Origin of the sequence: Pantoea eucrina, assembly GCF_020079945.1 — a bacterium.
In the GTDB taxonomy this organism is placed as follows: Bacteria; Pseudomonadota; Gammaproteobacteria; order Enterobacterales; family Enterobacteriaceae; genus Pantoea; species Pantoea eucrina.
Genome location: NZ_CP083448.1, coordinates 260,643 through 287,630, shown reverse-complemented (window position 1 = coordinate 287,630; position 26,988 = coordinate 260,643). Strand labels below are relative to the sequence as shown.

The following is a 26,988-nucleotide window of genomic DNA, read 5'->3' as shown; positions in this document are numbered from 1 at the left end:
CCCCTACGGGGGGTATACGTAGGGGGCCCCCTGGTTTATTACGCGCACGGTATCAACCGCCATCAATCGCGTCATTCAGTCACGTGCGGACATCGGCCAGGGCGTCATGAATGACGTCATTTGATCCGGTGCGGCGATTAACACGGGCGTCATGAATGACGTCATTTGATCCGGTGCGGCGATTAACACGGGCGTCATGAATGACGTCATCGAATCCGGTGCGGGCATCGAAACGGGCGTCATGAATGACGCCCCTACGGGGGGGATACGTAGGGGGCGCATTTATGCGCCCCTGGTTTGCAGCGGCAGATCAGAAGCGGAGTGAGGCACCTACGTATGGGCCATCTACCAGCACGTTATCTTTGCGGCTGCCTTTGTTGTTCAGCTCAATATACTGGTAGCCCACGCGCAGATTCAGCAGTGAAACTGGCGTAAAGCTCAGGCCGCCTGACGCTTCCTGATAGCTGTCCAGGCGATCGGAAAACGCCTCTGGCGCATAGTAATATTCACCATACAGGCCCCACATGCTGTTGAAGCTGTACTGTGCACCTGCACCCACGGCGATGGTGAAGCCATCACGGCCATCTTCCGGATGCGTAAACAGCGCTTTTGCCGTCGGCGCTACGCGCAGATCGCCAACATCGATGTTATAGCCCAGACCTGCACCGTAGGTGCTGCCGTCATGGTCGCTGCGCAGCCAGTTACCTTTCAGAAACAGGCCCGGAGAGGTGGTACCGAGGCCAAGGTTCAGGTTGGTGCTGTGCTCACCCACGTCAACACTGCCCTCAATCGCCTGTACGCTACCGCTCAGCAGTGCAAGGCCCAAAACGCTTCCGGTAACAAGTTGCTTGATCATGCTAATCCACTCCATGAAGTAAAAAATAAGTCGGCGCAAAGAGTAGTTAGCATAGTCGTCAGACACAACTTTTATTGGAAACCTTTACGTAAAATTAAATTACAGCGGGAACGATTTATCGATAAATGTGTCATGCGTGCCACAGCAGATGGCTCAGAAGCGGTGCCAGCAGAACCGTGACGACGCCCGAAAGCATCATCACCAGGCTGGATACCACGCCCTCCTGCTGACCTATCTGATAGGCGCGCGCCGTTCCGGCACCGTGAGAGGCAGCACCCAGCCCGGCGCCTTTCGCCACTCCCTGTGTTATCGCGATGCGCAGAAAAAGAATATCCCCTGCCGCCATGCCAAATACGCCGGTAATCACCACAAACAGCGCGACCAGATCGGGCTGTCCGCCCATCGGACCGGCGGCGGCCAGCGCAAATGGCGTGGTGATTGAACGCACAGCCAGACTACGCTGAATACTCTCCGGCAGTGCCAGTAACCGCGCCAGCCAGACTGAGCTGCAGACGGCAACCGTGGTAGCGCACAGGACCCCTGCACTCAGCGACAGCCAGTGACGCCGGATGAGCGCCATGTTTTCATAGACCGGCACGGCAAACGCCAGCGTGGCGGGTCCCAGCAGCCAGAGTAGCCAGTGACTCTCCGCAATATAGTTTTGCCAGCTGACATGCGTGATAAGCAGCAGCCCGACCAGTACCAGCGGCGTCAGCACCAGCGGCATCAGCATCAGCCGCCGCCAGCGCCGGTAGAGACGCTTGTTGAGGTAATAGACCAGCAGGGTAAGTACCAGACAGAACAGACTGATGATGGCGTTACTCATGGATATCCTGCCTGCGTGCTGCACGCGCCATTTCAAACCGGTAGAGACGATCAACCACCAGCGATGTGACCGCCAGCACCAGCAGCGTGCTGATCGCAATTACGATAAAAATACGCCATCCCTCACTGCGCAGCAGATCGCTGTAATTGACTACCGCCACCACGGCCGGAATAAAAAACAGCAGCATTTCAGCCAGCAGCCAGTTTGCCCCGGCACGGACCCAGCCCAGCGGCAATACGCGCAAAACAATTAATAACAGCAGCACAACCATGCCGAGTACATTTGCCGGTAGCGGCAGGTGCAGCCAGCGCACCAGAAGGTCGCAGACGCTGAATAGCCCGATATAAAGCAGCAGCTGCAGCGGCAATATCAGATGTTGTAACAGACGGGGGCGCGGATTAATGGCGGCAGCCATGGCGATCTCCGGTAAGGAATGTGAGAAACGCAGTATAAATCTGCCGCTAACCGTGAAAGAAATGAATTAAAATCATCCGGACTATGCCATTAAGGAATGATTATGGATATACGCGCCCTGCGTTACTTTGTCGCCGTGATTCAGCAGCAGAGCTTTACCCGTGCAGCAGAGCAGCTCTATGTTACGCAGCCCACCATCAGCAAAATGGTGCGCCAGCTGGAAGAGGAGCTGGGGTGCGCGCTGCTGCGGCGGGAGGGACGCCGTCTGCATCTCACCGACAGCGGTCAGGCGGTCTACCAGCGCGGTCTCGCGATCCTGCAGGAGTTTCATCAACTGGAGGCGCAGATTGGTGATATCAATCAGCTGAAAACCGGTGAGCTGCGCCTGGGGATTCCGCCAATGGTGGGTATGCAGATTGCCGGCTCAATTTCGGCTTTTCAGCGCCGCTATCCGGGCGTGCAGCTGCATATTGCAGAATCAGGCGGCCTGACCGCACAGCAGGCGGTGCTGAGCGGCGCGCTGGATATTGCGCTTACCGCCCTGCCGGTTGAGCCAGATTTACCGCTTAACACGCTGGAGCTGATGCGCCATCCGCTCTGCGTGCTGGTATCGCGCAGCGCGGCCTGGCACGCCCGCCCGCATCTGACGCTGGCAGAACTGGCGCAGCATCCGCTGCTGATCCTGAATGAAGAGTTTGCCCTTAACCGGCAGCTGATGCAGGCGTTTCAGCGTGAAGGCGTAACGCCTCAGATTGCGCTGCGCAGCGGTCAGTGGGATTTTCTGGCTGCGATGGTGCAGGCGGGGATGGGCGTAGCCGTACTGCCGGAACCTATCTGTCAGCGGCTGGATCCGCAGTCGCTGGCGTGGCTGCCGCTGGCATCTGCGCTGGAGTGGCGTATCGGATTGATCTGGCGTGAAGGCAGCTATCTGTCGCGCAGTGCGGAAGCCTGGATCAGCTGCTGTCGTACACACTGGCCGGATGATGCGCCGCGTCTGCAGGTGTGAGACGCGGCGGCATTCAAAGGAGGTTACTCCTCTTTCTCAATCAGTAGCGCTTCCAGCAGATCGAGATCGCGCAGCAGGCGCTGCATGGTTTCATTGGAAATCTGCTGCGTTGCGCGCAGGTGATACACTTCCGCACGCTCGGCGCGCAGCGCGGTCAGACGGAACCGACGCTCCAGGTTCTCAGCAAACAGCGCCTGATCCACGTCATCCTTGCCATCCACGCGGCGGCGCAGGTTGCCAATCACCCGCAGGCTGACCTCTTTAAGCAGCTCCGGATCGATATTCTCTTCGGTATCACTCTCCAGCCGCTGCTCCATCTTATGCAGGCTTTCAATCGCCACACCCGCCATAGCGGCTCGCGCATGCTGCAGTTCATGACGATGACCAGCTTTATCATGGCTGTCGATACCGCGCAGCAGAAGAGGCAACAGGATAACGCCAACAAACAGAGAAAAGAGGATCACGCCGGTGGCGATGAATACCAGTTCATAACGCGCCGGGAAGGGCTCGCCATTGCTGAGAAACAGCGGAATAGAGAGCACGCCCGCCAGCGTAATCGCACCGCGTACGCCCGCAAAAGAGGCAATCAGCAGCTCGCGCAGCGAGTAGTTTGAGAATTCCAGCGGTTTTTTCTTCAGCAGGCGCATGCTGGCACGCTTCATGATCCAGAGCCAGCCAAAACGCACAATCATCAGCGCCGCATACACCAGCGCGACATCGGTAAACAGCATCCACAGCTCGACGTTGGGATCGGCATTCGCCTGCTCAACGGACGTCGCAAGGATATCCGGCAGCTGCAGGCCAAGCATCAGGAACACCATGCCGTTGAACACAAACTCCAGCATCTGCCAGACGCTGTTTGCGCGCAGGCGCATCGCCAGCGGCGCCTGACGAATAATGCCGGAGCGCGTGATGGTCATCCCGGCCGCGACGGCGGCAAGAATACCGGAGACGCCAAGATGTTCAGCAATCAGGTAGGAGGCAAACGGCAGCAGCAGCAGCAGTACGGTCTGCGTCGCCGGATCGTCTCCGCTCCAGCGGCTCAGCAGGCGCAGCGAGCGGCCATAGAGCCAGCACACGGCCACGCCCGCAATCAGTCCGCCAATGGCAACTTTGAGAAATTCCACGCTGGCGCCGCCCCAGGTAAAGACCATGGTGCCCATCGCCACGGCGACCGCGAACTTCAGCGATACCAGGCCAGAGGCGTCGTTCATCAGCGCCTCACCCTGCACAATCGACATGATTTTCTTTGGGATGCGTCCTTCGCCAACGATACCTGACAGCGCCACGGCGTCGGTCGGTGACAGCACAGCCGCCAGCGCAAAAGCCGGGATCAGCGGAATACCCGGCACCAGCCAGTAGATCAGGTAGCCGATACCGACCACGGTGATCAGCACCAGTACCAGCGCCAGCCCGAGGATCTCGCGACCGTGGCTCAGAAACTCATTGATAGGCGTCTTCCAGCCGTCAGCAAACAGCAGCGGCGGGATAAACAGCACCAGAAAGAGTTCCGGATCGAAATCGACATGCAGGCCGAACGTCGGCCAGGCAAGTAAGGCACCCGCTGCGATTTGCACCAGCGGCAGCGGAATTTGAAACGGCAGGATTCTTGCCGCGACGCCGGAGAGTGACACCACCAGCGTCATAATGAGAATAGTAAAAAAGATTTCCATGCTTTCCTTAGGCGAATCGATATGGTTAAAAGCGAGGGTCGTTACGCTAAAAAGTGTAAAACAAAACGCCGCGCATGGGGGGACCCGATGTGCGGCGCTGGCAAAGTCAGGGGATTATCTGGAAATTACTGGAACCTGTGGTCAGATAGCCCAGCCTGCCGCATAAAAGGTGACCAGTGCGACAGCGATCGCTACCGTCCCCACGTTGAGTCTGCGCCACTCCCCGGCAAACAGACGGCCAATCACCAGCGAGGCGAAGCCCAGCATAATGCCGGTCACGATGTTACAGGTCAGCACAATAAACACCGCGGTCAGCAGGCCTGACATGGCATCAACAAAATCACTGAAGTCAATTTTTGCCACATTGCTCAGCATCAGTAGTCCGACATACATCAGCGCCGGCGCGGTCGCATAGGCCGGCACCAGACCGGCAAGCGGCGACATAAACAGCATCAGCAGAAACAGTACGCCCACGACGATAGCGGTTAATCCGGTTTTGCCGCCCGCTGCCGTACCGGCGGCTGATTCAATATAGACCGCTGCCGGAGACGCACCGACCAGGCCGGCAAACAGGCTGCTGAGGGAGTCGCTGGTCAGCGCCCGGCCGCCATTGAGGATCTGCCCTTCTTTATCCAGCAGATTGGCCTGCCCGGCAACCGCACGAATGGTGCCGGTCGCATCGAATACCGCCGTCATGACCAGCGCCAGGACGCTGGGCAGTACGGCTGGCTGCAGCGCGCCTGCGATGTCCAGACTGAACATCGCTGACTGACCGCTGGCATCCTTCAGGCTTGGCATCGCAAACAGCCCCTGCCAGGTCACCGCCGGATCAAACACAAGCCCGATCAGTGAGATAGCCAGTATAGTCAGCAGGATGCCGCCGGGTACGCGGCGTTTTTCCAGGCCAAAGATTGCCGCCAGACCCACCAGCGACATGATGACCGGAAACGCGGTGAAATCGCCCAGCGCCACCGGCAAGCCTGCGGCCGGGTTTTTTACCACCAGGCCAATACCGTCTGCTGCAATCAGCAGTAAAAACAGGCCGATACCAACCCCGGTACCGTGCGCCACGCCCATCGGCAGATTGCGTAAGATCCAGGCGCGGATACCGGTTACCGAGATAAACGTAAACAGTAATCCCATCAGGAATACGGCGCCCAGCGCGACCGGTACGCTGATGTGCTGCCCAAGGACCAGGCTGAATGCAGTGAAGGCGGTCAGCGAGATAGCACAGCCGATAGCCAGCGGCAGATTGGCCCAGAGTCCCATCAGCAGGGAGCCAAACCCGGCGACCAGGCAGGTGGCAACAAATACCGCCGTAGGGGAAAAGCCCGCTTTACCAAGCATGCCCGGTACCACAATAACCGAGTAGACCATGGCCAGGAAGGTGGTAAGCCCCGCCAGCACTTCCTGCCGCACGTTGCTGCCGCGTGCTGAAATGTGGAACCAGGCGTCCAGTTTTCCACTGGCCGGGCGTGAGTCGCCAGACATAATTATTCCTCTGCATATTTTAGGTGTAAGTCGCCGCACAGCTGCCGCTTACGCATCACCCTGGTGGGGATTTCTCAAAGAGAAAAGAGGCGCAAACGATTACGCAGCTATGTACTTCCCGTCAAAGAGGGGGAGATAAAATGGCAGGCGATTATCTGGCGTTTGGGGTGACGTTTTCAACTGTTAATCGTCACCGGACTGGAGAAAGCACGCCTGCGGTGACGGCGGACCAATTCGGGGCGCATTAATGCGCCCCCTACGATTACCGGATTCCGGGCCGGCGTCAGTCGCTGAATTTAATCGGGCCGCCCTGCTTCAGCGCCCGCTGCCAGGCGGCGCGCTGCTGCATCTCTTCCAGCCAGCGGGTGGTGGCAGGCAGATCGTGCAGGCCGCCGCGCATCTGAAGCGCCAGCAGCGGAAAACTCATCTGAACATCAGCAATGCTGAAACGCGAACCGGCAAAAAACGCATGCTGACTTAAATGCTGTTCAATCACGCGGGTATGCAACGCCAGCTGCTTATTCAGCCAGGCTTTCTCCATTCCTTTACGCATGGCGCCACCGATCGGGCGCAGCAGCCAGGGAACCGGTTTTTTGCTTAGCTGCGCAAAAACCAGCTTGATGATCAGCAGCGGCATCAGCGATCCCTCGGCATAATGCAGCCAGTAGCGTCCCTGAATCTGTTCATCTTCATTGCTCAGCGTCAGCTGCTGCTCGCTGTCATACTTCAGCTGCAGATACTCCAGAATGGCGCCGGATTCAGCAATAACGCGGTTGCCATCGGTTATTACCGGTGATTTCCCCAGCGGATGCACCTTTTTCAGCTCATCGGGTGCCAGCATCGTATTTTCCCGCTGATAACGTTTGATCTGATACGGCACCGCCAGCTCTTCCAGCAGCCATAACACACGATGCGAACGGGAGTTTTCCAGATGATGAACGGTGATCATGTACAGCTCCTTGCTGATAAAGGTATCGCACCAGTATAGCGGATTAACGCCCCTGCTCATCCTGCTCCGGGTCAAGCAGCACGGCGCCTGAACCCTGCTGCGCCAGCCGGTCGCCGGGGTTGCGTAACGGACAGTCGCGCATCGACAAACAGCCACAGCCAATACATCCGTCCAGATCGTTCCGCAGCCGCGTCAGCGTCTCAATGCGTTTATCCAGCTCCTCACGCCAGTGCTGCGTCAGTGCATCCCACTCCTGCGTCGACATCCGTTTATTCGCCGGGACATGCATCAGGCTCTCACTCACCGTCGCCAGCGGAATACCGATACGCTGCGCAATTTTAATAATCGCTACGCGGCGCAGTACGTCACGGCTGTAGCGTCGCTGATTACCATTATTACGGGTGCTGGAGATCAATCCTTTGGTTTCATAAAAGTGCAGTGCCGAGACCGCTACGCCGCTACGTTTTGCCACTTCTCCTGGCGTCAGCACCGGCTTTGGATAGTTACGCTCTTTTTTTACCATCAGCCTTTACCTCAAGTTAACTTGAGGAACTATACTCGCTCACCATCAAAAGTACGAATTTCTCACCGGGTAATACCCCTTCAGAAGGATGAGGCTATGATGCAACAGGAAATCATTCATTCACTGACTAACTGGATCGATCAGAATCTGGATAAAGCACTGTCGATTGATGATGTGGCAGCAAAATCGGGTTACTCAAAATGGCACCTGCAGCGTATGTTCCGTACCGTGACGAAACAGACGCTGGGTGGCTATATTCGTGAACGGCGTCTGACGATGGCGGCAGAAGCGCTGCTGCAGACGCAGCGACCGGTTTTTGATATCGCTATGCAGTATGGTTACGATTCGCAGCAAACCTTTTCGCGCGTGTTCCGCCGGCAGTTTTCGCAGACGCCTACGGCGTATCGTCACGCCATGCGTCGTCAGGCGATTGCGCAACGGCCTCGCCTGCTTAGCTTTGACTGCAGCGACAATATGAACAGCTTCGCCCAGCGCACCACCGGTGAATGCTGCCCTGTCCGGTAATCAGCGCGCCTGCTTCAGGCGCTCTCTTCCAGCTTTAGCCGCGCGTCCCAGCCCGCCTTCGCGGGTACAAAATTTGTTCAAAAATTCAAATCCGCTGATATAATGTGATCCAAATCACACTCAATCCGACGTGAGAGCGTTTCCTGACGCGCTCTTTGCCGTCAGTGATGTCCGGTTAATGTCAGGGATATCACTGATTCGAAGAGGTTTTGCGTTAATGGCTACGTTAACAACCAGTTTACTGGTAATGCGCTGGGGTATTCTGAGCGCCGTTCTGATGTTTCTCGCCAGCTCAATGAAAATAAAACTGCGGCAAAAGAGCCATCCGATTATGGCGCTGCTGTGTGGCGGTCTGGGCGTGGGGATGTCGTGCTGGTTTGTGACCGGACTGCTGGGTATTACGCTGAGCATGGAGAACGTGCACAACTTTATGCAGATTGGCAAACAGGCTTTTATCGATGTGATGAGTCAGGCGCCGACTGAGTGGCCAATTCCCTGAATAGTATGCATAAAAAACCCCGCGCTGCGGGGTTCTTTATATTGCTGTGCGATCAAATTTTCTTCAACACGGCGGGAATACCGACTTCCGCAACCGAAACGCCCGGTCTCTTCGTACCGCGACGATCCTGAATCCACATATCACCCATCATCTGGTCCAGCCCGCGGTCCAGACCCGTTACCAGTCCGGCACCCGGCGTGAAGGTCAGCTCACCAAAGTAGATCTCTTCACCGTGGATATACCAGTCAACGCGGACATAGTCGAAATCGCTGGCCAGCGTCTTGCTCAGCGCCAGCGCCTTCTGCAGCTGCGGCAGAATAGGCTCAACATCCAGACCGGTATCGCGGATCTTATGATACGCCTCGTTCAGATTGTTGACGTAAAAGTTCATCGACAACAGCGGGTTGCAGCGGTTGTAGATCACCTGCAGCACATATTCAAAACTGCCATCGCGCTTATTGAACATGTGAAATTTGTAGTCAATCGGCGCACTTTTGCCATCGCCAATGTACTGCTCTACCAGAATCCGCGGCTTGATGTAGCGATAGTGGATCTCACGCGCTTCATTAGCGAAGTCCGTTTTCAGCCAGCGATGACAGTCGCTGATGATCTGCTGCTTCTTCAGCGCATCCGGCTCTTCCAGCAGGATCTCAACCATGTTGGAACCATGGTTAGGCTTGATCACAGTATTCTTCCACTGCGACAGGGTGTGAAGCGAATGCGGATCGCTGGTCTCGTAAACCAGCGGGATCAGATACTCACTGCCTACCTTCTCAGCAATGTATTCGCGTACTGAATACTTGTCCGACAGGCGACCATAGATTTGATAGTCGCCATACACAAATTTGCGATACAGCACCTTCTCGTTAAACACCTTTGGCTCGCGCAGATTAGGCAGCTTACGGAATTTACGGAAGTAGTAGATGCGATCCTGCGTAGCCCAGGGCATCTTCTTGATAAAATACTGAACGCTTCTTCTGAGTTCTTCTTTCAACCTGAGCATATCTGACCTCATTTGTAGGTTTTGTAGTTGAGTGAGGAAACCTGAATTTTTTGAATGACGCCGTTTTTAAAGAAGTAATTCATTACGGTAAGGGAGAGCAGCTCAGTGATGAAGACGCTCCAGGCGGCACCCATAATGCCGTACCCCTGGATCAGCCACCATGAGAGCGGCAGGCTGATAACCATCAGGCAGAGGATCTTCTTCAGCAGATAGTTAAACCCGCCCTCTTTGACCATGTAGCGGTAAGCTACGGTCCCCATTGCCGAAAAGCAGGTTGCTAACGACAGTAACGTAACGAGACTTCCCGATTGTGTGTACTCGTGACCATATAACGCGATGATAATCTTCTCGCCAAACATGGCGATCACCGCCAATAACAGCAATGAAACTCCCATGACATAGCCGTTCAGCCGCGCGGTGAGTTTGATTGCGGCTGCTCCACGCTCACGGAAAATTTCCGAAAAGCAGGAAGTGATGATGGCAACCGGGATAAAAATCCAGGAAGCCGAAATGGTGTTAGCCGCGGCGAACAGGCCCAGATCGCGGGCGGAAGCGATACCGGCCAGAAACATCTGCGCCGCTTTTACCTGCACGGAGATAAAAATGCTGGAGATAGCGAGCGGCAGACCGGCATACATCAGGTAGCGCAGATAGGTAGTGCGTTTCTGCTGCGGCGGCGCAATGTCCTGATGCTCACGGTAAAAATTGATGCGCTTGATGAGATAAGGCACCAGCGTTACCGCCACGATGGATACGGTCAGCCACAGCGGATTGAGATGCAGCCACGCGATGGTAAAGCTCAGCGCGAAGCCAAGCAGCAGTCCCACTGAGTTAGCCAGCGTATTGAGCCGCGACGCGAGACGCGCATTGTTGTAGACGCTAAAAGTGTCCTGCGTTACAAATACCGAGGAGATAAATGAGGCCAGTGCAAATGCGAGAAAATTCTCCTGCATGTTGTACCAGACCCAAATCAAGACCGGAATGGAGGTCAGCAGCAGCAGCGCGAGGCGCATGGTGCGCGCCACGGCCATCAGACGCAGACCTTTAGGCGCACTTTTGCTTATGCGCTTAAACAGGATGGTTTCGGTACCGAAAATCGCCACGGTCTGCACCATGGAGAATAGCGAAGCTGAAAATGCCATCTGGCCAAATATGGTCGGGCCAAACGATTTTGCCACATAGGAGGTGACAAAGATGACGCCGAACACCGAGACGACTTTTTCAGACATCATCCAGACGGCATTAGACATTACGCTCAATTTCATTGACTGGTCCTTAGTATTACTTACAGCAACTGCCTTGCGGTAAAACGTCCTTGAAATGAATTAACAAGCGCTCAGTGGGCCTGACAAAAATTAATAACTTCAAACCAGGCTGGTCCGAAAAATGAGACTCGCGTCAGGATTTAGAAGAGAAATTCAGGAAAATTCTGATTAAATCTGGTGCGAATTTCAGCGGATGTAAACGATTTCAACCCGAATTCGAGACAAAAGTTTACTGGCACGCCCTCTCTTTTTTGCAAGAAAGCTGTACCGAATATCCAATGTTTGTCGTATTTTTCTGCATTTGGGATGGAATGAATCTATATCAAAAAGCCAATGCCAGGAAGATGTTCATTGGCATTCATAATAAAATAAGATTTATCCCATGATGATATTTATTCTAAATATCTTAATTTATCCCTCGCAATTCAAATCGCGCACTTTAATACTGCATTAATACCGTTTTTGCAGTACCAGATATTAATACAGTAATTCTCATCCACTAATTGATAAGAAAGGTAAGAGCATTTATGAGAAAGTCACGATATAGCGAAGAGCAAATCACAAATGCCATTAAAGCTTCTGAAACAGGAGTAAAAGTCAGGGAGATTTGTGAAGAGCTCGGCATTTCAGAGGCTACCTTCTACAGCTGGAAGAAGAAATTTTCAGGCCTTTCTTCTGAAGAAGGAAGAAAGATCAAAGAGTTAGAGGACAAACTACAGAACCTTACCCGCGAACTGCAAACGCTGAGTTCCGATAAAGAGATGCTGCAGAGCGTGCTCAAAAACTTCTTTACCACCAATGAAAAGCGTCAGGCAGTCAACTTTTTGCAGACAACCTTTGATATTGGAACCCGCCGCAGCTGTCGTTTGCTCGACATCAGCCGCAGCGTTTACCACTATCCGTCAGGATCAGAAAATCGCTAATAGTTGTAAGGCCGCTGTTATTTGACTAAATGCTGAGATTTGTTCTTACCAGAAGAGATGAAGATCATTTAATCCGGCGTTCACAATATAACAATTCGCACCTCTTTTTCCTGATGAGTAATGGCAGGAAAATGCTTCTTTTTTTGCGGTAAAATTGATTCACACCAGCAAAAGTCTTGTAGTTTAAGCCATTTAGACGTTGCCCAATCTCATTGCGGTGAGATTGGCGCTTCGTTTATTGCATTAATGCCGCTGTTGCTGGCCTTAAATCACAGTTGTTTTTAGTTAGCACAACTGAACATCTCCTCCGGCTGCACCACTTTTCCCCTCTCATTTATCCTGGCCCTGACGGTTGCGCTTAAAAATCGGCGCGTCGCGTGGGATAAACAATTTATGATTTAATTTATCCAGGAATTTTCCCGCCCAAAAACGTAATGAGCTTTAAACTATGTAAGATAAAAAGCGATATGATCGATAAATAACATTCGGTTATTTGTCGCTGGTTTTAATATTTTTATGCGGAATGTGACCGGGATCATTCTTAACCGCAGCGCTCTCGCTTGATACCTGAATGGTTTTTCTTACCATTAAACAGGGCCATTCTCTGATTAAAACCGGGGGCAGCAGAGCGGTTCCAGCCAATTTTTATTCTCATTTCGTCTCATCAATATGCAACTGCTGCTCTGTTTTGCATAAAAAACAGACGTCCTGACACATTTATCATCGGGGTAAGCACGCCATAGCAGCCGGGCGTTATGTCAAAAGGTGATTAAAAGACAACCTGTCTGCCTGCTCAGGAGCATATAGCGGCGAATGTTCAGGCGGTAAGACGGGCAAAACAGGCAAAAACGGGTGGGCTAAATTCTTAAAAACGCCGGTATAACGCTACAAATCAACGCCGGTTGGACATCGCTGGCCGTGGTCACAGAATGAGGAGGCATGAACGCCAGCAACCTCAGCAAAAGCTGTTAGCGACATAATACGCAGAGCAAAACCGGCACGCCTCTGGCTGTAAAAAGCGCGTCACTGCTGGCGAGCTATATCGCAGCGTAAACCTGCCGGGCTGACGCTACGGCACTTCTGTTTTCGTCAGGCTGTCCGTTGCCTCTCAATCTCAGTCAGTAACTTCTGGACTAACCCTGCAGCAAAACGCTGTCGGCTAACAAGCTCATCTTCGTCTTCATCGTTCCCGCTATGGAAACGTGCATAGGCAACAGCTCCCACCTTCTCATAGCCTTCACCATGCTCGTCATCCCCAAAACGTCTGCCAAGCGCTGCCAGCCCGTCCGTCAAAGCCTCCGGGTGCTGCTTTGAACGAATACGCTGAACGAATAGAGCTGCGACTTCCTCTACCGAACCGGAATATCTGATCACGTGGATTAGGTCAGCAGCATCCTTCCTCTCCTGCCGTTGATCTAAAGCCAGCGCTTTCAGAATCACAAATGCTGGCACGTCTGCAAATCGCACTGTATCTACTGATATACCATCACCATCCAGAAGCTGTGCAGAAACGGTCTTCTCCTGATACCAGTCGTGGACGATTCTGGCATGCTTAATTGTTAGCGCCGAAACTCTTTCCCCATCGACGCTGATGGTCCGGCCTGGCTCCTCGTTACCCGCATCCCGGAGAAGCTCAACGACTACTTCGATGTTGTCATTGACCCTGCGACGCCAGCGCCAGGATGCAGGCTGCCCATCTTCAATCCATCGGGTAAAGCCGCGTGCTTTTAGCTGCTGCGCAAGGCTAGCGTACTCGTTGCCGGCTGCCAGTATTTCTAGGTTTAATACAACATCCACGTCTGAGGTTCCTGCATGTACAGGAATGTCAGGCGGAGTCGCTGGTGTAAGGTAACGGGGGACCAAACCACCGACAAGTCTCAGAGTTTCTCTCAAATTTCCAAAGGCGCTTAACAGTGTAAGCAGCGTCCTCTCGCATGCCAGTGTGACATTTTGATCGTATCCAGCCGCTGTACGAGGTTTCAATTCCGTTGCCATAAAGACTCCAATCGTTCTCTGATATGTTGCGCCAGTTCCTTGTTACGGCCCCGACCATCTAATAAGTCCAGATACAGAATGTAAGGACTGGCGAAAAAGGCAGGCTGATCCGAGCGCATATATCGATAAAGCAAGCTCGCAGGTTCGCGCTCGATGAGCGTAACGTTTGCCCCTTTACTCACTGGCTTCAGGCCTAATCTATCAGCCATCTTATCCGCATAGCCCCTGGGCACAATGATTTCTGCTCCCTCAGTAATGGTCAGCAGTGGAGCATAAACATTCGCTGCAGCAGCACCCGTAAATGCCCACGGATAATCCACTTTCTGACGGTCTATCTCTTCCGCCAGGTGAGCCAGCAGATGCTCGGGCGTTTCGACAAAGGTGTACCACTTTGACCTTTTTTCTTTACGCCCCTGCCACTGCTCAGACCAGGCGTCTAAAAGCTTATCAGGGTGAGTGAGCATTCTGCGCTTGCCCGGTCCTCTACCAGTAGACTCCACCCATTCACGCAGCGTCAGCTCCTGCAGGACGAGAGAGCAGGTGTATGGAGATGTTTCGGCTTTTTCGGCCAGTTCTGCACCGGTTAACCACTTATGACTATTCATCAGAAGCGCATGTATTACACTTTCCCGAGCCTCAGTGAAAAGCTCAATGCCATGAGTGTTCTTTTTGGTACGGTGGGAAGGCTTTTCGATGTTAATGAGCCAGCCTTCATGCTTCAGATAAAGGCTGCCCCCCAGCTCGAATGAGGCGATATTTTGATTCCTGAGCTCCTGTTTAGCCCCGGGACTCAACTCACCTGCAGCAAGCAGTCCAATCGCTTCGTGACAATCACTGGTTTCATCTATGCCTCTGCGAAGCTGGTAGACAGCATTTCTCAGGTCTCTTGGGTAGACCTTTTTTTTGACGTCGACGAATACCTGCAGGGTTTTACCAGGAGTCTTGATCACAATCTTGCCATCAAGTTCAACTCCAGCTTCGGGAAGCTCGTGTGAGGCATTCAGTATAGAAGCTTCGGAGCCGAAGGCTTCAGCAATAGCTTCCCTCAGTGCATCCAGCATCTGTTGTTCGAATTCTGAATAATGTGGGTAATGGCTCATGACATTCGTTTCCAGCCCGTTATTAGCTGTGCAAAAATAAAGCTAGCTTAGCTAATATTAGTCATAATTGCATCATTAGCTGCGCAGCTAATAATTATTCTAAGGCTAATATAGCTCTTTCCTGCTTTACATCAGCTGACGCGTCCATACAGATAAAATATGCCACTCTTTTTTCTCCTGGCTGTCATGCAGGATCTTTGGATCAAAAAACGGATATGAATTGATATTTGATGAGTGCCGAAAGTACAAAATAAAAAGCCCCTATATTAACAGGGGCTTGCGCATATATTTTAAAAGGTGACTTATCAGTCAGCTTCAGAACGGGATATCGTCGTCGAAATCCATTGGCGGTTCGTTGTTCGCCGGTGCGCTCTGCTGCTGTGGACGCTGCTGCGCGCCGCCGCTGAACTGATTGCCGCCCTGAGACTGCTGCTGCTGCGGCTGCTGTGGCTGACCCCAGCCGTTGTTATTTCCGCCGCCGCTCTGGCCGCCCATCGGTGCGCCACCTGCATTCGCACCGCCCTGCTGACGTCCGCCCAGCATCTGCATGGTGCCGCCTACGTTGACAACAACCTCGGTGGTATATTTTTCCTGACCGCTCTGATCCTGCCACTTGCGTGTACGCAGCTGACCTTCAATATAGACCTGTGAGCCTTTACGCAGATATTCGCCGGCAACTTCAGCCAGTTTGCCAAACAGCACAACGCGGTGCCATTCGGTGTTCTCTTTGTTTTCACCGGTCTGCTTGTCACGCCAGCTTTCAGACGTGGCCAGCGTGAAGTTGGCTACAGCGCCACCGTTTGGCATGAAACGCACTTCCGGATCCTGACCCAGATTCCCGACAAGAATCACTTTGTTTACGCCACGACTGGCCATGTTGCTCTCTCCCGATGAGTTGATGCTATAAGTCTAAACGACAAAGTTTAACACGTCCTGATCTATGATGGATACTTTGGAGCGTGCTTCCAGTTTTGCGTCTCTAGTGTACCAAAGGATAAAACTACTGGATATTTATTCAGGTTATTTTTTGTGCCATAATGATGCGTTTCTATCCGTTATGCTTTGCTGGCATAGCGGGTGTAGTTCAATCCGGGAAAGGTGAATGGATAAGATCGAAGTCCGCGGTGCTCGCACCCACAATCTGAAAAATATTAACCTGATCATTCCACGCGATAAGCTGATCGTTGTCACCGGTCTCTCAGGTTCCGGGAAGTCATCGCTGGCGTTTGATACGCTCTATGCCGAAGGTCAGCGGCGCTATGTAGAGTCCCTCTCTGCTTACGCGCGCCAGTTTCTCTCGCTGATGGAGAAGCCGGATGTCGATCACATCGAAGGCCTGTCGCCCGCCATTTCCATTGAGCAGAAATCGACTTCGCATAACCCGCGCTCGACGGTGGGTACTATTACTGAAATCCACGACTACCTGCGCCTGCTGTTTGCCCGCGTGGGTGAGCCGCGCTGTCCCGATCACGACGTCGCGCTTGCGGCGCAGACCGTAAGCCAGATGGTGGATCAGGTGCTGGCGCAGGAAGAGGGTCGCCGCCTGATGCTGCTGGCACCGGTGGTGAAAGATCGCAAAGGTGAGCACACCAAAACGCTGGAAAACCTGGCGGCGCAGGGTTACATCCGTGCCCGCATCGATGGTGAAGTGTGCGATCTCTCCGATCCGCCGAAACTTGAGCTGCAGAAAAAGCACACTATTGAAGTCGTCATCGATCGTTTTCGCGTGCGCGACGATCTCGCGACACGTCTGGCGGAGTCGTTTGAAACCACGCTTGAACTCAGCGGCGGCACCGCGATCGTGGCGGACATGGACGATCCTGACAGCGAAGAGATGCTCTTCTCCGCCAACTTCGCCTGCCCGATCTGCGGCTACAGCATGCGTGAGCTGGAACCGCGCCTGTTTTCGTTCAACAACCCGGCCGGCGCCTGTCCGACCTGTGACGGCCTTGGCGTGCAGCAATACTTCGATTCCGATCGCGTGGTGCAGAACCCTGAGCTGTCGCTGGCGGGCGGTGCGATTCGCGGCTGGGATCGCCGCAACTTCTACTATTTCCAGATGCTGCGCTCGCTCGCTGAGCATCTCGATTTTGACGTAGAGGCGCCGTTCAGCAGCCTGAGCGACAAAGCGCGTCAGGTGATCCTGTATGGCTCGGGCAAAGAGAATATTGAATTCAAATATATCAACGATCGCGGTGATACTTCCGTGCGGCGTCATCCGTTTGAAGGGGTGCTGCATAATATGGAGCGCCGTTATAAAGAGACGGAGTCCAATGCGGTGCGCGAAGAGCTGGCGAAGTTTATCAGCAACCGCGCCTGCACCAGCTGTCACGGTACCCGCCTGCGCCGCGAAGCGCGCCACGTATTTGTTGAAGATACCAATCTGCCTACCATCTCTGAAATGAGTATTGGTCATGCGATGGAGTTTTTCACCAACCTTAAATTGAGCGGCCAGCGCGCAAAAATTGCTGAGAAAGTCCTGAAAGAGATCGGCGATAGGCTGAGTTTCCTGGTCAACGTCGGTCTGAACTATCTCTCCATGTCACGTTCGGCTGAAACGCTCTCCGGCGGCGAGGCGCAGCGTATTCGTCTGGCCAGCCAGATTGGCGCGGGCCTGGTTGGCGTCATGTACGTTCTTGATGAGCCCTCTATCGGGTTACACCAGCGCGATAACGAACGCCTGCTCTCGACCCTGATCCACCTGCGCGATCTCGGCAATACCGTGATTGTGGTAGAGCATGACGAAGACGCGATCAGAGCGGCTGACCATATCATTGATATCGGTCCGGGCGCGGGCGTGCACGGCGGACAGATAGTGGCTGAAGGTGATGTACACGCCATTATGGCGCATGAAGAGTCGCTGACCGGCCAGTTCCTGAGCGGCAAGCGCGAAATCGCAGTGCCGGCCGAGCGGGTGAAAGGCGATCCGGCTAAAGTGCTGAAGCTCACCGGCGCGCGCGGCAATAACCTGAAGGATGTGACGCTGACGCTGCCGGTTGGCCTGTTTACCTGCATCACCGGCGTCTCCGGCTCCGGGAAATCAACGCTTATCAACGATACGCTTTTCCCGATCGCGCAGCAGCAGCTTAACGGTGCAACCAGCGGTGAAGCGGCACCTTATCGTGAGATCGCCGGCCTTGAACACTTCGATAAAGTGATCGACATCGATCAAAGCCCGATCGGGCGTACGCCACGATCTAACCCGGCGACCTATACCGGCATTTTTACGCCGGTGCGTGAACTCTTTGCCGGTGTGCCGGAGTCGCGCTCGCGCGGCTACAATCCGGGCCGCTTCAGCTTTAACGTGCGCGGCGGACGCTGTGAAGCGTGCCAGGGCGATGGCGTGATCAAAGTGGAAATGCACTTCCTGCCCGACATCTATGTGCCGTGCGATCAGTGTAAAGGCAAGCGCTATAACCGCGAAACGCTGGAGATCAAGTACAAAGGCAAAAGCATTCACGAAGTGCTGGAGATGACGATTGAAGAAGCGCGCGACTTCTTTGAAGCGGTCCCGGCGCTGGCACGCAAGCTGCAGACGCTGATGGATGTCGGCCTCTCCTATATCCGTCTCGGCCAGTCCGCCACCACGCTCTCCGGTGGTGAGGCGCAGCGCGTCAAGCTGGCGCGTGAGCTGTCGAAGCGCGGTACCGGACAGACGCTCTATATTCTGGATGAGCCGACCACCGGCCTGCACTTTGCCGATATTGCGCAGCTGCTGGAAGTCCTGCATCAGCTGCGTAATCAGGGCAATACCATTGTGGTGATTGAGCATAATCTGGATGTGATTAAAACCGCAGACTGGATCGTGGATCTGGGTCCCGAAGGCGGCAGCGGCGGCGGTGAGATCCTGGTCGCCGGTACGCCGGAAACCGTGGCAGAGTGTGAAAAGTCACATACCGCACGCTTCCTGAAACCGATGCTGAAGAAGTAAGCCTTTTCTGTCTGCGCCTTTACCATTATCAGGCCGCCCTCCGGGGCGGCTTTTTATTTGCCGGTTATTCAGACGTGCCTGATTACGCAACAAAATGCAGAAACAGGCAAGAATCAGACAACTTCAGGCATGGTCGCATCCAGGCGAGCTGACTACGCTTATAGCGGTCTGCTTGCAACGCTGCCTCAGCGTTGCGGCCTTTCGAACTCCGTAAGGCGTTTGCATACCCTACTCACGACACATCCGACTGGAGACATCATGAATATTACCCATGCCTGGGCTGCACAGGACGCCAAATCAAAACTCGCCCCGTTCGACTACAAACCGCGCGAACTGCGTGAGCATGATGTGGAGATTGAAGTGCTCTATTGCGGCGTCTGCCACTCCGATCTACACCAGGCGCGCAACGAATGGAACAACACAATTTTTCCGGTCGTACCGGGCCATGAAATTGTCGGTCGCGTAACCGCCGTGGGCGCGCACAGCCATAAATATCAGCCCGGTGACCTGGTGGGCGTTGGCTGTATGGTTGACTCCTGCCGCAGCTGTCCGAGCTGTCAGGAAGGGCTGGAGCAGTATTGCGAAGAGGGCATGACAGGCACCTACAACGGCCAGGATCGCGAAACCGGCGCGGTCACCTACGGTGGCTACTCCACCAGCATGGTGGTCAACGAAGATTTTGTGCTGCGCGTGCCGGAAAACCTCGACCTGGCAGGCGTTGCGCCGCTGCTGTGCGCGGGGATCACCACCTATTCGCCGCTGCGCCACTGGAATGTCGGGCCGGGCAAAAAAGTGGGTATCGTAGGCCTCGGCGGCCTGGGCCATATGGGGGTGAAAATTGCCCATGCGATGGGCGCGCAGGTCGTGCTGTTTACGACATCGCCATCAAAAGTCGAAGATGGCAAACGTCTTGGCGCTGATGAAGTGGTGATATCTAAAGATGCCGATCAGATGGCGGCCCACGCTAACAGTTTCGATTTTATTCTGAACACGGTAGCCGCACAGCACGATCTCAACCCGTTTATCACCCTGCTGAAGCGTGATGGCAATATGACGCTGGTCGGTGTGCCCGAGCACGATCATCCGGCACCTCAGGTGGTTAACCTGATTTTCAAACGCCGCAGTGTCTCTGGCTCGCTGATCGGCGGCATCGCTGAAACGCAGGAGATGCTCGATTTCTGTGGCAAGCACGGCATCACCTCAGACATTGAACTGATTGCCATGGATCAAATTAATGAGGCGTATGAGCGCATGCTGAAAAGCGATGTAAAATATCGCTTTGTCATCGATATCAATACCCTGCGCGATACGCCTGCGGCGTAACGGCTCAGGCGTTGTGCTGGCTGGCGCCCGCCGCGTGCGTGGCGTCGGCCTGCTGGTAAGAGGCGTCAACCAGATAGTAAATCTGCGAATCCTTCAGCGATCCATCCAGCCACAGCGTGCTCCAGCAGGATTTATTCAGGTATTCGCTGGGAAAGACGTCGCTGTGCTCTTCACGCAACAGTTCAGCCAGTGCGGGAGAGGTTTTCAGCGTCACCGCCGGCCGCCCTGCTTTCTCATAAAGCATGGCAAACAGCACACCGTGGCTCTTAATCTGCGTTGCATCCCACGCCTCTTTAATGTCCTGTTCTGCGGCGGGTTTGCTCATGCAGTAGGTCAATAGCTCAGAAATCGTCATTGGTTATTCCCCTTGTAAAGTCGCGACGATGCGTCTGGCACCGCCCTGTATGCGATGTTCGCCCAGCCAGATGCCCTGCCAGGTCCCCAGCATCAGCCGCCCGCGACTGACCGGCAGCAGCAGTGAAACGCCCAGCAGTGACGACTTGATATGGGCAGGCATATCGTCTGCGCCTTCATAATCGTGCTGCCACCCTGCGTTTTCAGGCACCTGGCGTAAGAAATGCTGCTCCATGTCGCTGCGCACGGTGGGATCGCAGTTTTCATTCAGCGTCAGCGACGCGGAGGTATGCTGTAACAGCAGATGCAGCTGGCCGATGCGCACGCCATTGAGGCCGTTAAGCTGGCTTAAGATCTCATTGGTAATGAGGTGAAACCCGCGCGCTTTTGCGCTCAGGGTGAGGGTCTGTTGCTGCCACATAGCAAAGTCCTAAAAAAACAGGTCTCTTAAGTGTGCAGCATGTTGGCGAAAGGTAAACCCTGCCGCAGGAAAAAGCATCAGCCTGCCTGGCAGACGCAAAAAAAAACCATCCGCATTAAAACGGATGGTTCGTGGTGTCGCGTCCGGCGGTTACATAACGGCAGCAAACGCCTCTGCAACGCGTTTAACGTTACTGCGGTTCAGACCAGCAACGCACATACGCCCGCTGGCGATAAGATAGATCCCGAACTCATCGCGCAGGCGATCAACCTGCTGTGCGCTGAGACCGGTGTAGCTGAACATACCGCGCTGCTTCAGCAGATAGTCGACATTTTTACCCGGCAGAATTGCCTGCAGCTCGCTGACCAGCGCCTGGCGCATCTCCGCAATACGCAGGCGCATCGCTTCAACTTCTGCCAGCCACATGTTCAGTAATGCGGCATCATTCAGCACGCAGGAGACTACCTGCGCACCAAAATTTGGCGGACTGGAGTAGTTGCGGCGCACGGTGGCTTTCAGCTGACCCAGCACCCGTCCCGCTTCTTCAGCGCTGTCGCAGACCACAGAGAGCCCGCCCACGCGCTCGCCATAGAGCGAGAAGATCTTGGAAAATGAGTTGCTCACCAGCGCCGGCAGACCCGCGGCTGCGATAGCGCGAATGGCGTAAGCATCCTCTTCCATTCCTGCACCAAAGCCCTGATAGGCGATATCGAGGAACGGGATCAGCTCCTGCGCTTTCAGCACGGCGGTGGTCTCATCCCACTGGGCGTCAGTGAGATCGGCGCCGGTCGGGTTATGGCAGCAGGGATGCAGCAGCACAATGGCATGCTTCGACAGCGATTTCAGGCAGCGGATAAATGCGTCAAACTTAACGCCGTTGGTCTCAGCATCGTACCAGGGGTAGGTGTTTACCGCGAAGCCCGCGCCGTTAAAAATCGCTACGTGATTTTCCCAGGTCGGATCGCTGACCCAGACCTCTGAGTGCGGAAAATAGCGCTTCAGGAAATCAGCCCCCACTTTCAGCGCACCGGAACCACCCAGCGTCTGAATAGACGCGATGCGTCCCGCTTTCAGCACCGGGTGTTCGTGACCAAACAGCAGCGGCGCAATGGCGTTGCGGTAAGGGCCTAAACCTTCCATCGGCAGATAGAGTGATGCCTGATGCGGCTGCGCCTGCAGACGCTCTTCAGCTGCCGCAACGGCCTGCAGCTGCGGAACGATCCCTGCTTCGTTGTAGAACAGGCCGATACTGAGATTGACTTTATGCGCGCGCGGATCTTGTTTGTAGGTTTCCATCAGCGACAGAATCGGATCGCCGGCGTAGGCATCAACGTTTTGAAACACGGTGCAGATCTCCATAAAAATGCATGAGTAAGCGTAAGACGGCGCTTTTATACCTGATAGCGGCCAGGACGATGGTTCAGCGCAATGATAAGGTTGAGGATCGCCGCGCCCGCAACAGAGGCCAGCAGCATCGGTAGCGGTACGACAAACAGCGAGGCGCATACCACACAGGTATCAACCATCATCTGTAGCTTCCCGGCACGCAGACCAGTGCGATCCTGCAGCCAGAGCGCCAGAATATTGATACCACCCAGGCTGGCTTTGTGACGAAACAACACTATAAACCCGATCCCCATGACCACGTTACCGAACAGTGTCGCATAAAAAGGATTTAATGCCGAAAAGTGGATAAACAGCGGATGCAGCTGTGTGAACAGGGAAACCAGCGCCACGGCACCAAAGGTTTTGCAGGTAAATTCCCACCCCATGCGGCGTATCGCCAGCCAGTAAAACGGCAGATTGATGGCAAAAAAGGCGGCGCCGAAAGAGGAGGATGAAAGGTAGCTGATTAAAAACGCGATACCGGCCGTTCCGCCGGTCAGCGCGCCCGCCTGCTTCAGCAGCATGACGCCAAATGAGACCATCAGCGTTCCCAGCACGATAGCCAGCGCATCTTCGATACGGGAGTGAGGAGCCGCCACTGGCTGAGCGATGTTGTCCATCAAGAGTTCTCTGTGCAAATAAAAGCGATATAGCTGCAAAAAACGCACCACTCCGGCCTCGCTGCTGCTTAGCCGGAGGGTACCAGCGAATATCCCATTGATATCTAAGGCGCTTTATTGCACAGTTTTATGCATGAATCAGAATAAAACCGTTGATTCATGCACAAATTCGGTCTTAATCGCGAGAAATAAGCAGAGAGAGGGAGTCTGATGCACTTTTATGGCGCATTATGCACCTTTATGGCGCACTTTGTGCGCAGGCTTCATCATCAGGCCATTCTCTTTCAGCCGGTTGAGTACCACCGCCGTTTTAACGTGCGACACGCTCTGATGGCCCGCCACCAGCTGGCTGATCAGCGCGCTCAGCGAGGCGAGATCGGCCACCGCCACTTTCAGCAGATAGTCAGCGTCTCCGGTGGTTTTAAACGCGTCAACAATGGCGGGTTCCGCTTCCACCATCTGCAAAAAATTATCTTCGTAATCAGGCGTATGGTTTTTCAGCCGCACTTCAATCAGTCCGACCATGCCGAGACCCACCGCATCAGGCGACAGCCGGGCATGATAGCCAAGGATTAAATTCGCCTGTTCAAGGTTGATGCGGCGGCGTGAGCATTGTGATGCGGATAACCCCACCAGATCGCTCAGTTCCTGATTGGTAAGACGGCCGTTAGATTGTAATAGCGTCAATATATTAAGATCGTAATCATCTACCTGCGTCATTCTGATCCCACAGCGTTGTCACATTCGCTTTGGCACAGATAACCTGATAGCGGGTCGCCTTGTCCAACACTATTTTCTGATGACGTGAGATGCATGCACAAAACGTGCATGCACTGGCAGGCAAAGGCTTATTCGTCGTCGTATTGCGGGCCGGCGTAGTTGTCAAAGCGCGACCACTGGCCGTTGAAGGTAAGACGCACGGTACCGATCGGCCCGTTACGCTGCTTGCCGATGATGATCTCAGCGATGCCTTTCAGATCGCTGTTTTCGTGATAAACCTCATCGCGGTAGATAAACATGATCAGGTCAGCATCCTGCTCGATCGATCCTGATTCACGCAGATCGGAGTTAACCGGACGTTTGTCGGCGCGCTGCTCCAGTGAACGGTTTAGCTGCGACAGCGCCACGACCGGCACATTCAGCTCTTTGGCCAGCGCTTTCAATGAACGCGAAATTTCGGCGATCTCCAGCGTACGGTTCTCGGAGTGCGACGGCACGCGCATCAGCTGCAGATAGTCGATCATGATCATGCTCAGACCGCCATTTTCGCGGAACACGCGGCGGGCACGCGAGCGTACTTCGGTTGGCGTCAGGCCGGAAGAGTCATCAATAAAGATGTTTTTCTTCTCCAGCAGAATACCCATCGTGGCGGAGATGCGCGCCCAGTCCTCATCTTCCAGCTGGCCGGTACGAATACGCGTCTGGTCCACGCGCGACAGAGATGCCAGCATACGCATCATCAGCTGCTCGCTGGGCATCTCCAGACTGAAGATCAGCACCGGTTTCTCATTGAGCATCGCGGCGTTTTCGCACAGGTTCATGGCGAACGTGGTTTTACCCATTGAGGGACGCGCCGCCACGATAATCAGATCGGACCCCTGCAGGCCAGCCGTTTTTTTGTTCAGATCCTGATAGCCGGTATCTACGCCGGTTACGCCATCGTGCGGCGTTGAGACCAGCGCTTCAATACGGGACACGGTGGCTTCAAGGATCTGCTCAATGTTCTGCGGGCCGTCATCTTTATTCGCGCGCTGCTCGGCGATTTTAAAGACGTTGGATTCGGCAAAGTCGAGCAGATCTTCACTGCTCCGCCCCTGCGGATCGTAACCGGCGTCGGCAATCTGATTGGCAACCGCGATCATCTCACGCACTACCGCACGTTCGCGCACGATATCTGCATAGGCGCCGATGTTAGCCGCACTTGGCGTATTTTTCGCGAGTTCGGCCAGATAGGCAAAGCCGCCCGCCATCTCCAGCTCGCCGCGCGTTTCCAGCGACTCTGACAGCGTGATCAGGTCGATAGGCTGGCCCAGCTCCAGCAGCCGCTGCATCTCAGCAAAAATCATGCGGTGTGAGCGGTTAAAAAAATCGTCTGCGACAACGCGCTCAGAGACGTTGTCCCAGCGCTCGTTGTCCAGCATCAACCCACCCAGCACCGACTGCTCCGCTTCTATGGAGTGCGGCGGCATTTTTACGCCTTCCAGCTGCCGATCGCGGGGTTCGTTCGATTTGTTGGTGGGTTTGTTTCCTGCCATAGTGAATGCATTACCGATCGTGAAAGGGACGCGCAAGTATACCGCCCCCGGATGAACATTCACAGGAGTCAGCATGGCAAAGCGTATTCAGTTCAGTCAGCACGGTGGCCCGGAGGTTTTGCAGTGGGCAGATTTTGATCCTGCCGATCCGGCTGAGCATGAGGTGCAGGTAGAAAACCGGGCGATAGGCATCAACTATATCGACACCTATGTGCGCAGCGGGCTCTACCCGGTTTCAGCCTTTCCTTCCGGACTCGGTACCGAAGCGGCAGGCGTGGTCAGCAAAGTGGGCGCAGCGGTCACGCGTTTTCAGCCTGGCGATCGGGTGGTTTACTGTCAGGCCGCTCTGGGCGCTTACAGTGAACTTCACAACGTTGCGGAAGAGCGGCTGGCGCTGCTGCCGGAGAGTATCTCTTTTGAAACGGCGGCTGCCTCATTTCTTAAAGGGCTGACGGTCCAGTATCTGCTGCGACAAACCTGGAAAGTCAAAGCGGATGAGACGTTTCTGTTTCATGCTGCCGCAGGCGGTGTGGGTCTGATTGCCTGCCAGTGGGCCAAAGCGCTGGGTGCACATCTTATCGGCACGGTGGGTTCTGCCGAAAAAGCGCAGATTGCCAAAGCGGCTGGCGCATGGGCCACCATCAACTATCGCGAAGAGGATATTGCACAGCGCGTCAGCGAACTGACGCAGGGGAAAAAAGTGGCCGTGGTGTACGACTCTGTCGGTAAGGATACCTGGGAACCATCGCTCGACTCTCTGCAGCGCCACGGGCTGCTGGTCAGCTTTGGCAACGCCTCCGGCCCGGTAACCGGCGTGGATTTAGGAATTCTTAATAAGAAAGGCTCTCTGTTTGTCACCCGCCCGTCGCTGTTTGGCTATATCACAAACCGTGAGGAGCTGGAGCAGGCGAGCAGTGAACTCTTTTCCCTGATAGCCAGCCGCGCCATTCAGGTAAACGTACCGGAGCAGCAGAAGTTCCCGCTGCGCGATGCCATGCGCGCGCATCAGATACTGGAGAGTCGTGCGACCCAGGGCTCCAGCCTGCTGCTGCCCTGATGCAGGCAAAAAAAGAGGGCTTCCTGAAGGAAGCCCCTGATTCTTTTTTTAGTTCGCGCTGGTGTAGGGACAGCGGTACTGAATCTGTATACGTATAGTGGCAGAAAACATAAGTAAAAAATATGTTTACGTTTTATTTAGCGCCAGCGGAATTCAGCGCTGTGATCTGAGCCGCATTTTTTACCAGCCGCGTCGCTCCATCCTGCTGATTTTTCTCCTGAGCCGGTTCAGTCTGGTGCTGCTACCCGGTGTGGTAACGCTGCGCCAGACCCAGACGGCGACCACGGCCAGCAGCAGCCAGGGTAACAGTTTTATAACAAAGGCAAACAGGCCGGTTAAAAACATCAGCGCGGTGGCAACGGCTAAAGCCGCAATCACCCCCAGCAGGGAAACGCCGGTCAGCAACAGCATTAAAAAGAACCCAAGCACAAATACAATTTCCACGTCTATTCTCCTCTGTCAGGACTCTGCTGACAGATACAATTTTCGTGCCAGATCGGTTAATTTATAAGATATTGATTGAAAAGTATTTATTCAGGGCACTGCGGTAGAAGTGGTGAAAAAAACCAGGTTTCAGGCAAAATAAAACCGCA

General features: G+C 54.4%; 26 protein-coding genes. 7 read left to right on the top strand and 19 right to left on the bottom strand.

Features of this window, described 5'->3' with window-relative positions:
* Positions 1–310: 310 nt before the first annotated feature.
* The 3 genes from LAC65_RS01290 to LAC65_RS01280 form a co-directional block, all read right to left on the bottom strand.
* On the bottom strand, positions 311–856 hold the full coding sequence (locus LAC65_RS01290) for a YfaZ family outer membrane protein (RefSeq protein WP_039382044.1): 546 nt from the start codon (positions 854–856) through the stop codon (positions 311–313).
* A 130-nt stretch (positions 857–986) separates the two neighbouring features.
* A complete protein-coding gene (locus LAC65_RS01285) occupies positions 987–1,682 on the bottom strand; it encodes an LrgB family protein (RefSeq protein ID WP_039382041.1) in 696 nt (231 codons plus the stop codon).
* The gene (locus LAC65_RS01280) at positions 1,675–2,097 is read right to left on the bottom strand and encodes a CidA/LrgA family protein (protein WP_039382038.1); all 423 of its coding nucleotides are present in this window, start codon (positions 2,095–2,097) and stop codon (positions 1,675–1,677) included. Before LAC65_RS01280 ends, LAC65_RS01285 begins: the two co-directional genes overlap by 8 nt.
* Positions 2,098–2,199: 102 nt before the next feature.
* On the opposite strand from LAC65_RS01280, the gene LAC65_RS01275 reads away from it, so the two are divergent.
* A complete protein-coding gene (locus LAC65_RS01275) occupies positions 2,200–3,102 on the top strand; it encodes a LysR family transcriptional regulator (RefSeq protein WP_039382036.1) in 903 nt (300 codons plus the stop codon).
* Positions 3,103–3,125: 23 nt separating this feature from the next.
* Here LAC65_RS01275 and LAC65_RS01270 read toward each other — a convergent pair whose 3' ends face one another.
* From LAC65_RS01270 to soxR, 4 genes are all read right to left on the bottom strand, one after another.
* Positions 3,126–4,775 carry a Na+/H+ antiporter gene (locus tag LAC65_RS01270; RefSeq protein WP_039382034.1) on the bottom strand — a complete coding sequence of 550 codons (1,650 nt, stop codon included), beginning with the start codon at positions 4,773–4,775 and terminating at the stop codon, positions 3,126–3,128.
* Between the two features lie 141 nt (positions 4,776–4,916).
* The gene (locus LAC65_RS01265; RefSeq protein WP_039382031.1) at positions 4,917–6,266 is read right to left on the bottom strand and encodes an NCS2 family permease; all 1,350 of its coding nucleotides are present in this window, start codon (positions 6,264–6,266) and stop codon (positions 4,917–4,919) included.
* Positions 6,267–6,549: 283 nt separating this feature from the next.
* A complete protein-coding gene (locus tag LAC65_RS01260; protein WP_039385684.1) occupies positions 6,550–7,215 on the bottom strand; it encodes a glutathione S-transferase family protein in 666 nt (221 codons plus the stop codon).
* Positions 7,216–7,258: 43 nt separating this feature from the next.
* A complete protein-coding gene (gene soxR / locus LAC65_RS01255) occupies positions 7,259–7,738 on the bottom strand; it encodes a redox-sensitive transcriptional activator SoxR (protein ID WP_039382028.1) in 480 nt (159 codons plus the stop codon).
* A gap of 96 nt (positions 7,739–7,834) precedes the next feature.
* Here soxR and soxS point away from each other — a divergent pair, with 96 nt between their 5' ends.
* Positions 7,835–8,263 carry a superoxide response transcriptional regulator SoxS gene (gene soxS / locus LAC65_RS01250; RefSeq protein ID WP_039382026.1) on the top strand — a complete coding sequence of 143 codons (429 nt, stop codon included), beginning with the start codon at positions 7,835–7,837 and terminating at the stop codon, positions 8,261–8,263.
* Positions 8,264–8,480: 217 nt separating this feature from the next.
* On the top strand, positions 8,481–8,762 hold the full coding sequence (locus LAC65_RS01245; RefSeq protein WP_039382023.1) for a YjcB family protein: 282 nt from the start codon (positions 8,481–8,483) through the stop codon (positions 8,760–8,762).
* 52 nt (positions 8,763–8,814) lie between these two features.
* On the opposite strand, the gene LAC65_RS01240 is transcribed toward LAC65_RS01245, so the two are convergent.
* Both LAC65_RS01240 and LAC65_RS01235 read right to left on the bottom strand, forming a co-directional pair.
* Positions 8,815–9,765 carry an ATP-grasp fold amidoligase family protein gene (locus tag LAC65_RS01240; protein WP_039382021.1) on the bottom strand — a complete coding sequence of 317 codons (951 nt, stop codon included), beginning with the start codon at positions 9,763–9,765 and terminating at the stop codon, positions 8,815–8,817.
* A gap of 8 nt (positions 9,766–9,773) precedes the next feature.
* Entirely contained in the window at positions 9,774–11,030 is a 1,257-nt protein-coding gene (locus tag LAC65_RS01235; protein ID WP_039382019.1) for an MATE family efflux transporter, read from the bottom strand.
* 527 nt (positions 11,031–11,557) lie between these two features.
* Between LAC65_RS01235 and LAC65_RS01230 the strand changes: the two genes are divergently transcribed.
* On the top strand, positions 11,558–11,953 hold the full coding sequence (locus tag LAC65_RS01230; RefSeq protein WP_039382017.1) for a transposase: 396 nt from the start codon (positions 11,558–11,560) through the stop codon (positions 11,951–11,953).
* A 1,089-nt stretch (positions 11,954–13,042) separates the two neighbouring features.
* On the opposite strand, the gene LAC65_RS01225 is transcribed toward LAC65_RS01230, so the two are convergent.
* The 3 genes from LAC65_RS01225 to LAC65_RS01215 all read right to left on the bottom strand — a co-directional run bounded on the left by LAC65_RS01225 (position 13,043) and on the right by LAC65_RS01215 (position 15,924).
* Positions 13,043–13,750, bottom strand: coding sequence for a hypothetical protein (locus tag LAC65_RS01225; protein ID WP_224144803.1), 708 nt, complete (start codon positions 13,748–13,750; stop codon positions 13,043–13,045).
* A 182-nt stretch (positions 13,751–13,932) separates the two neighbouring features.
* Positions 13,933–15,048 carry a type IV toxin-antitoxin system AbiEi family antitoxin gene (locus tag LAC65_RS01220; RefSeq protein ID WP_039382012.1) on the bottom strand — a complete coding sequence of 372 codons (1,116 nt, stop codon included), beginning with the start codon at positions 15,046–15,048 and terminating at the stop codon, positions 13,933–13,935.
* 315 nt (positions 15,049–15,363) lie between these two features.
* Entirely contained in the window at positions 15,364–15,924 is a 561-nt protein-coding gene (locus LAC65_RS01215) for a single-stranded DNA-binding protein (protein WP_039382009.1), read from the bottom strand.
* A 226-nt stretch (positions 15,925–16,150) separates the two neighbouring features.
* Between LAC65_RS01215 and uvrA the strand changes: the two genes are divergently transcribed.
* Together uvrA and LAC65_RS01205 are read left to right on the top strand one after the other, a co-directional pair.
* Positions 16,151–18,979, top strand: coding sequence for an excinuclease ABC subunit UvrA (uvrA, locus tag LAC65_RS01210; RefSeq protein ID WP_039382007.1), 2,829 nt, complete (start codon positions 16,151–16,153; stop codon positions 18,977–18,979).
* A gap of 258 nt (positions 18,980–19,237) precedes the next feature.
* Positions 19,238–20,302, top strand: a complete 1,065-nt coding sequence (locus LAC65_RS01205; RefSeq protein ID WP_039382002.1) for an NAD(P)-dependent alcohol dehydrogenase — start codon at positions 19,238–19,240, stop codon at positions 20,300–20,302.
* Positions 20,303–20,306: 4 nt separating this feature from the next.
* Here the strand turns inward: LAC65_RS01205 and LAC65_RS01200 are convergent, their stop codons facing one another.
* From LAC65_RS01200 to dnaB, 6 genes are all read right to left on the bottom strand, one after another.
* Positions 20,307–20,657, bottom strand: coding sequence for an MmcQ/YjbR family DNA-binding protein (locus tag LAC65_RS01200; protein ID WP_039381999.1), 351 nt, complete (start codon positions 20,655–20,657; stop codon positions 20,307–20,309).
* A gap of 3 nt (positions 20,658–20,660) precedes the next feature.
* Positions 20,661–21,077, bottom strand: a complete 417-nt coding sequence (locus tag LAC65_RS01195) for a secondary thiamine-phosphate synthase enzyme YjbQ (protein ID WP_039381997.1) — start codon at positions 21,075–21,077, stop codon at positions 20,661–20,663.
* 150 nt (positions 21,078–21,227) lie between these two features.
* Positions 21,228–22,421 (bottom strand): amino acid aminotransferase, encoded by a 1,194-nt coding sequence (locus LAC65_RS01190; RefSeq protein ID WP_203025531.1) that lies wholly within the window; start codon positions 22,419–22,421, stop codon positions 21,228–21,230.
* Between the two features lie 47 nt (positions 22,422–22,468).
* A complete protein-coding gene (locus LAC65_RS01185; RefSeq protein ID WP_039381991.1) occupies positions 22,469–23,083 on the bottom strand; it encodes a YitT family protein in 615 nt (204 codons plus the stop codon).
* A gap of 228 nt (positions 23,084–23,311) precedes the next feature.
* Entirely contained in the window at positions 23,312–23,803 is a 492-nt protein-coding gene (locus LAC65_RS01180; RefSeq protein ID WP_224144802.1) for an Lrp/AsnC family transcriptional regulator, read from the bottom strand.
* 128 nt (positions 23,804–23,931) lie between these two features.
* The gene (gene dnaB / locus LAC65_RS01175; RefSeq protein WP_039381986.1) at positions 23,932–25,338 is read right to left on the bottom strand and encodes a replicative DNA helicase; all 1,407 of its coding nucleotides are present in this window, start codon (positions 25,336–25,338) and stop codon (positions 23,932–23,934) included.
* Positions 25,339–25,411: 73 nt separating this feature from the next.
* Between dnaB and LAC65_RS01170 the strand changes: the two genes are divergently transcribed.
* Complete coding sequence (locus LAC65_RS01170) at positions 25,412–26,395, top strand: quinone oxidoreductase (protein WP_039381983.1); 984 nt, start codon at positions 25,412–25,414, stop codon at positions 26,393–26,395.
* A 180-nt stretch (positions 26,396–26,575) separates the two neighbouring features.
* Here LAC65_RS01170 and pspG read toward each other — a convergent pair whose 3' ends face one another.
* Positions 26,576–26,806: an envelope stress response protein PspG gene (gene pspG, locus LAC65_RS01165; RefSeq protein WP_052246514.1), complete on the bottom strand. Its 231-nt coding sequence runs from the start codon at positions 26,804–26,806 to the stop codon at positions 26,576–26,578.
* Between the last annotated feature and the right edge of the window lie 182 nt (positions 26,807–26,988).

Excerpts from the sequence above, each read along its gene's own strand:
- LAC65_RS01290 (WP_039382044.1), bottom strand. The coding sequence starts at position 856 with ATGATCAAGCAACTTGTTACCGGAAGCGTTTTGGGCCTTGCACTGCTG.
- LAC65_RS01285 (WP_039382041.1), bottom strand. The coding sequence starts at position 1,682 with ATGAGTAACGCCATCATCAGTCTGTTCTGTCTGGTACTTACCCTGCTG.
- LAC65_RS01280 (WP_039382038.1), bottom strand. The coding sequence starts at position 2,097 with ATGGCTGCCGCCATTAATCCGCGCCCCCGTCTGTTACAACATCTGATA.
- LAC65_RS01275 (WP_039382036.1), top strand. The coding sequence starts at position 2,200 with ATGGATATACGCGCCCTGCGTTACTTTGTCGCCGTGATTCAGCAGCAG.
- LAC65_RS01270 (WP_039382034.1), bottom strand. The coding sequence starts at position 4,775 with ATGGAAATCTTTTTTACTATTCTCATTATGACGCTGGTGGTGTCACTC.
- LAC65_RS01265 (WP_039382031.1), bottom strand. The coding sequence starts at position 6,266 with ATGTCTGGCGACTCACGCCCGGCCAGTGGAAAACTGGACGCCTGGTTC.
- LAC65_RS01260 (WP_039385684.1), bottom strand. The coding sequence starts at position 7,215 with ATGATCACCGTTCATCATCTGGAAAACTCCCGTTCGCATCGTGTGTTA.
- soxR (WP_039382028.1), bottom strand. The coding sequence starts at position 7,738 with ATGGTAAAAAAAGAGCGTAACTATCCAAAGCCGGTGCTGACGCCAGGA.
- soxS (WP_039382026.1), top strand. The coding sequence starts at position 7,835 with ATGATGCAACAGGAAATCATTCATTCACTGACTAACTGGATCGATCAG.
- LAC65_RS01245 (WP_039382023.1), top strand. The coding sequence starts at position 8,481 with ATGGCTACGTTAACAACCAGTTTACTGGTAATGCGCTGGGGTATTCTG.
- LAC65_RS01240 (WP_039382021.1), bottom strand. The coding sequence starts at position 9,765 with ATGCTCAGGTTGAAAGAAGAACTCAGAAGAAGCGTTCAGTATTTTATC.
- LAC65_RS01235 (WP_039382019.1), bottom strand. The coding sequence starts at position 11,030 with ATGAAATTGAGCGTAATGTCTAATGCCGTCTGGATGATGTCTGAAAAA.
- LAC65_RS01230 (WP_039382017.1), top strand. The coding sequence starts at position 11,558 with ATGAGAAAGTCACGATATAGCGAAGAGCAAATCACAAATGCCATTAAA.
- LAC65_RS01220 (WP_039382012.1), bottom strand. The coding sequence starts at position 15,048 with ATGAGCCATTACCCACATTATTCAGAATTCGAACAACAGATGCTGGAT.
- LAC65_RS01215 (WP_039382009.1), bottom strand. The coding sequence starts at position 15,924 with ATGGCCAGTCGTGGCGTAAACAAAGTGATTCTTGTCGGGAATCTGGGT.
- uvrA (WP_039382007.1), top strand. The coding sequence starts at position 16,151 with ATGGATAAGATCGAAGTCCGCGGTGCTCGCACCCACAATCTGAAAAAT.
- LAC65_RS01205 (WP_039382002.1), top strand. The coding sequence starts at position 19,238 with ATGAATATTACCCATGCCTGGGCTGCACAGGACGCCAAATCAAAACTC.
- LAC65_RS01200 (WP_039381999.1), bottom strand. The coding sequence starts at position 20,657 with ATGACGATTTCTGAGCTATTGACCTACTGCATGAGCAAACCCGCCGCA.
- LAC65_RS01195 (WP_039381997.1), bottom strand. The coding sequence starts at position 21,077 with ATGTGGCAGCAACAGACCCTCACCCTGAGCGCAAAAGCGCGCGGGTTT.
- LAC65_RS01185 (WP_039381991.1), bottom strand. The coding sequence starts at position 23,083 with ATGGACAACATCGCTCAGCCAGTGGCGGCTCCTCACTCCCGTATCGAA.
- LAC65_RS01180 (WP_224144802.1), bottom strand. The coding sequence starts at position 23,803 with ATGACGCAGGTAGATGATTACGATCTTAATATATTGACGCTATTACAA.
- dnaB (WP_039381986.1), bottom strand. The coding sequence starts at position 25,338 with ATGGCAGGAAACAAACCCACCAACAAATCGAACGAACCCCGCGATCGG.
- LAC65_RS01170 (WP_039381983.1), top strand. The coding sequence starts at position 25,412 with ATGGCAAAGCGTATTCAGTTCAGTCAGCACGGTGGCCCGGAGGTTTTG.
- pspG (WP_052246514.1), bottom strand. The coding sequence starts at position 26,806 with ATGCTGTTGCTGACCGGCGTTTCCCTGCTGGGGGTGATTGCGGCTTTA.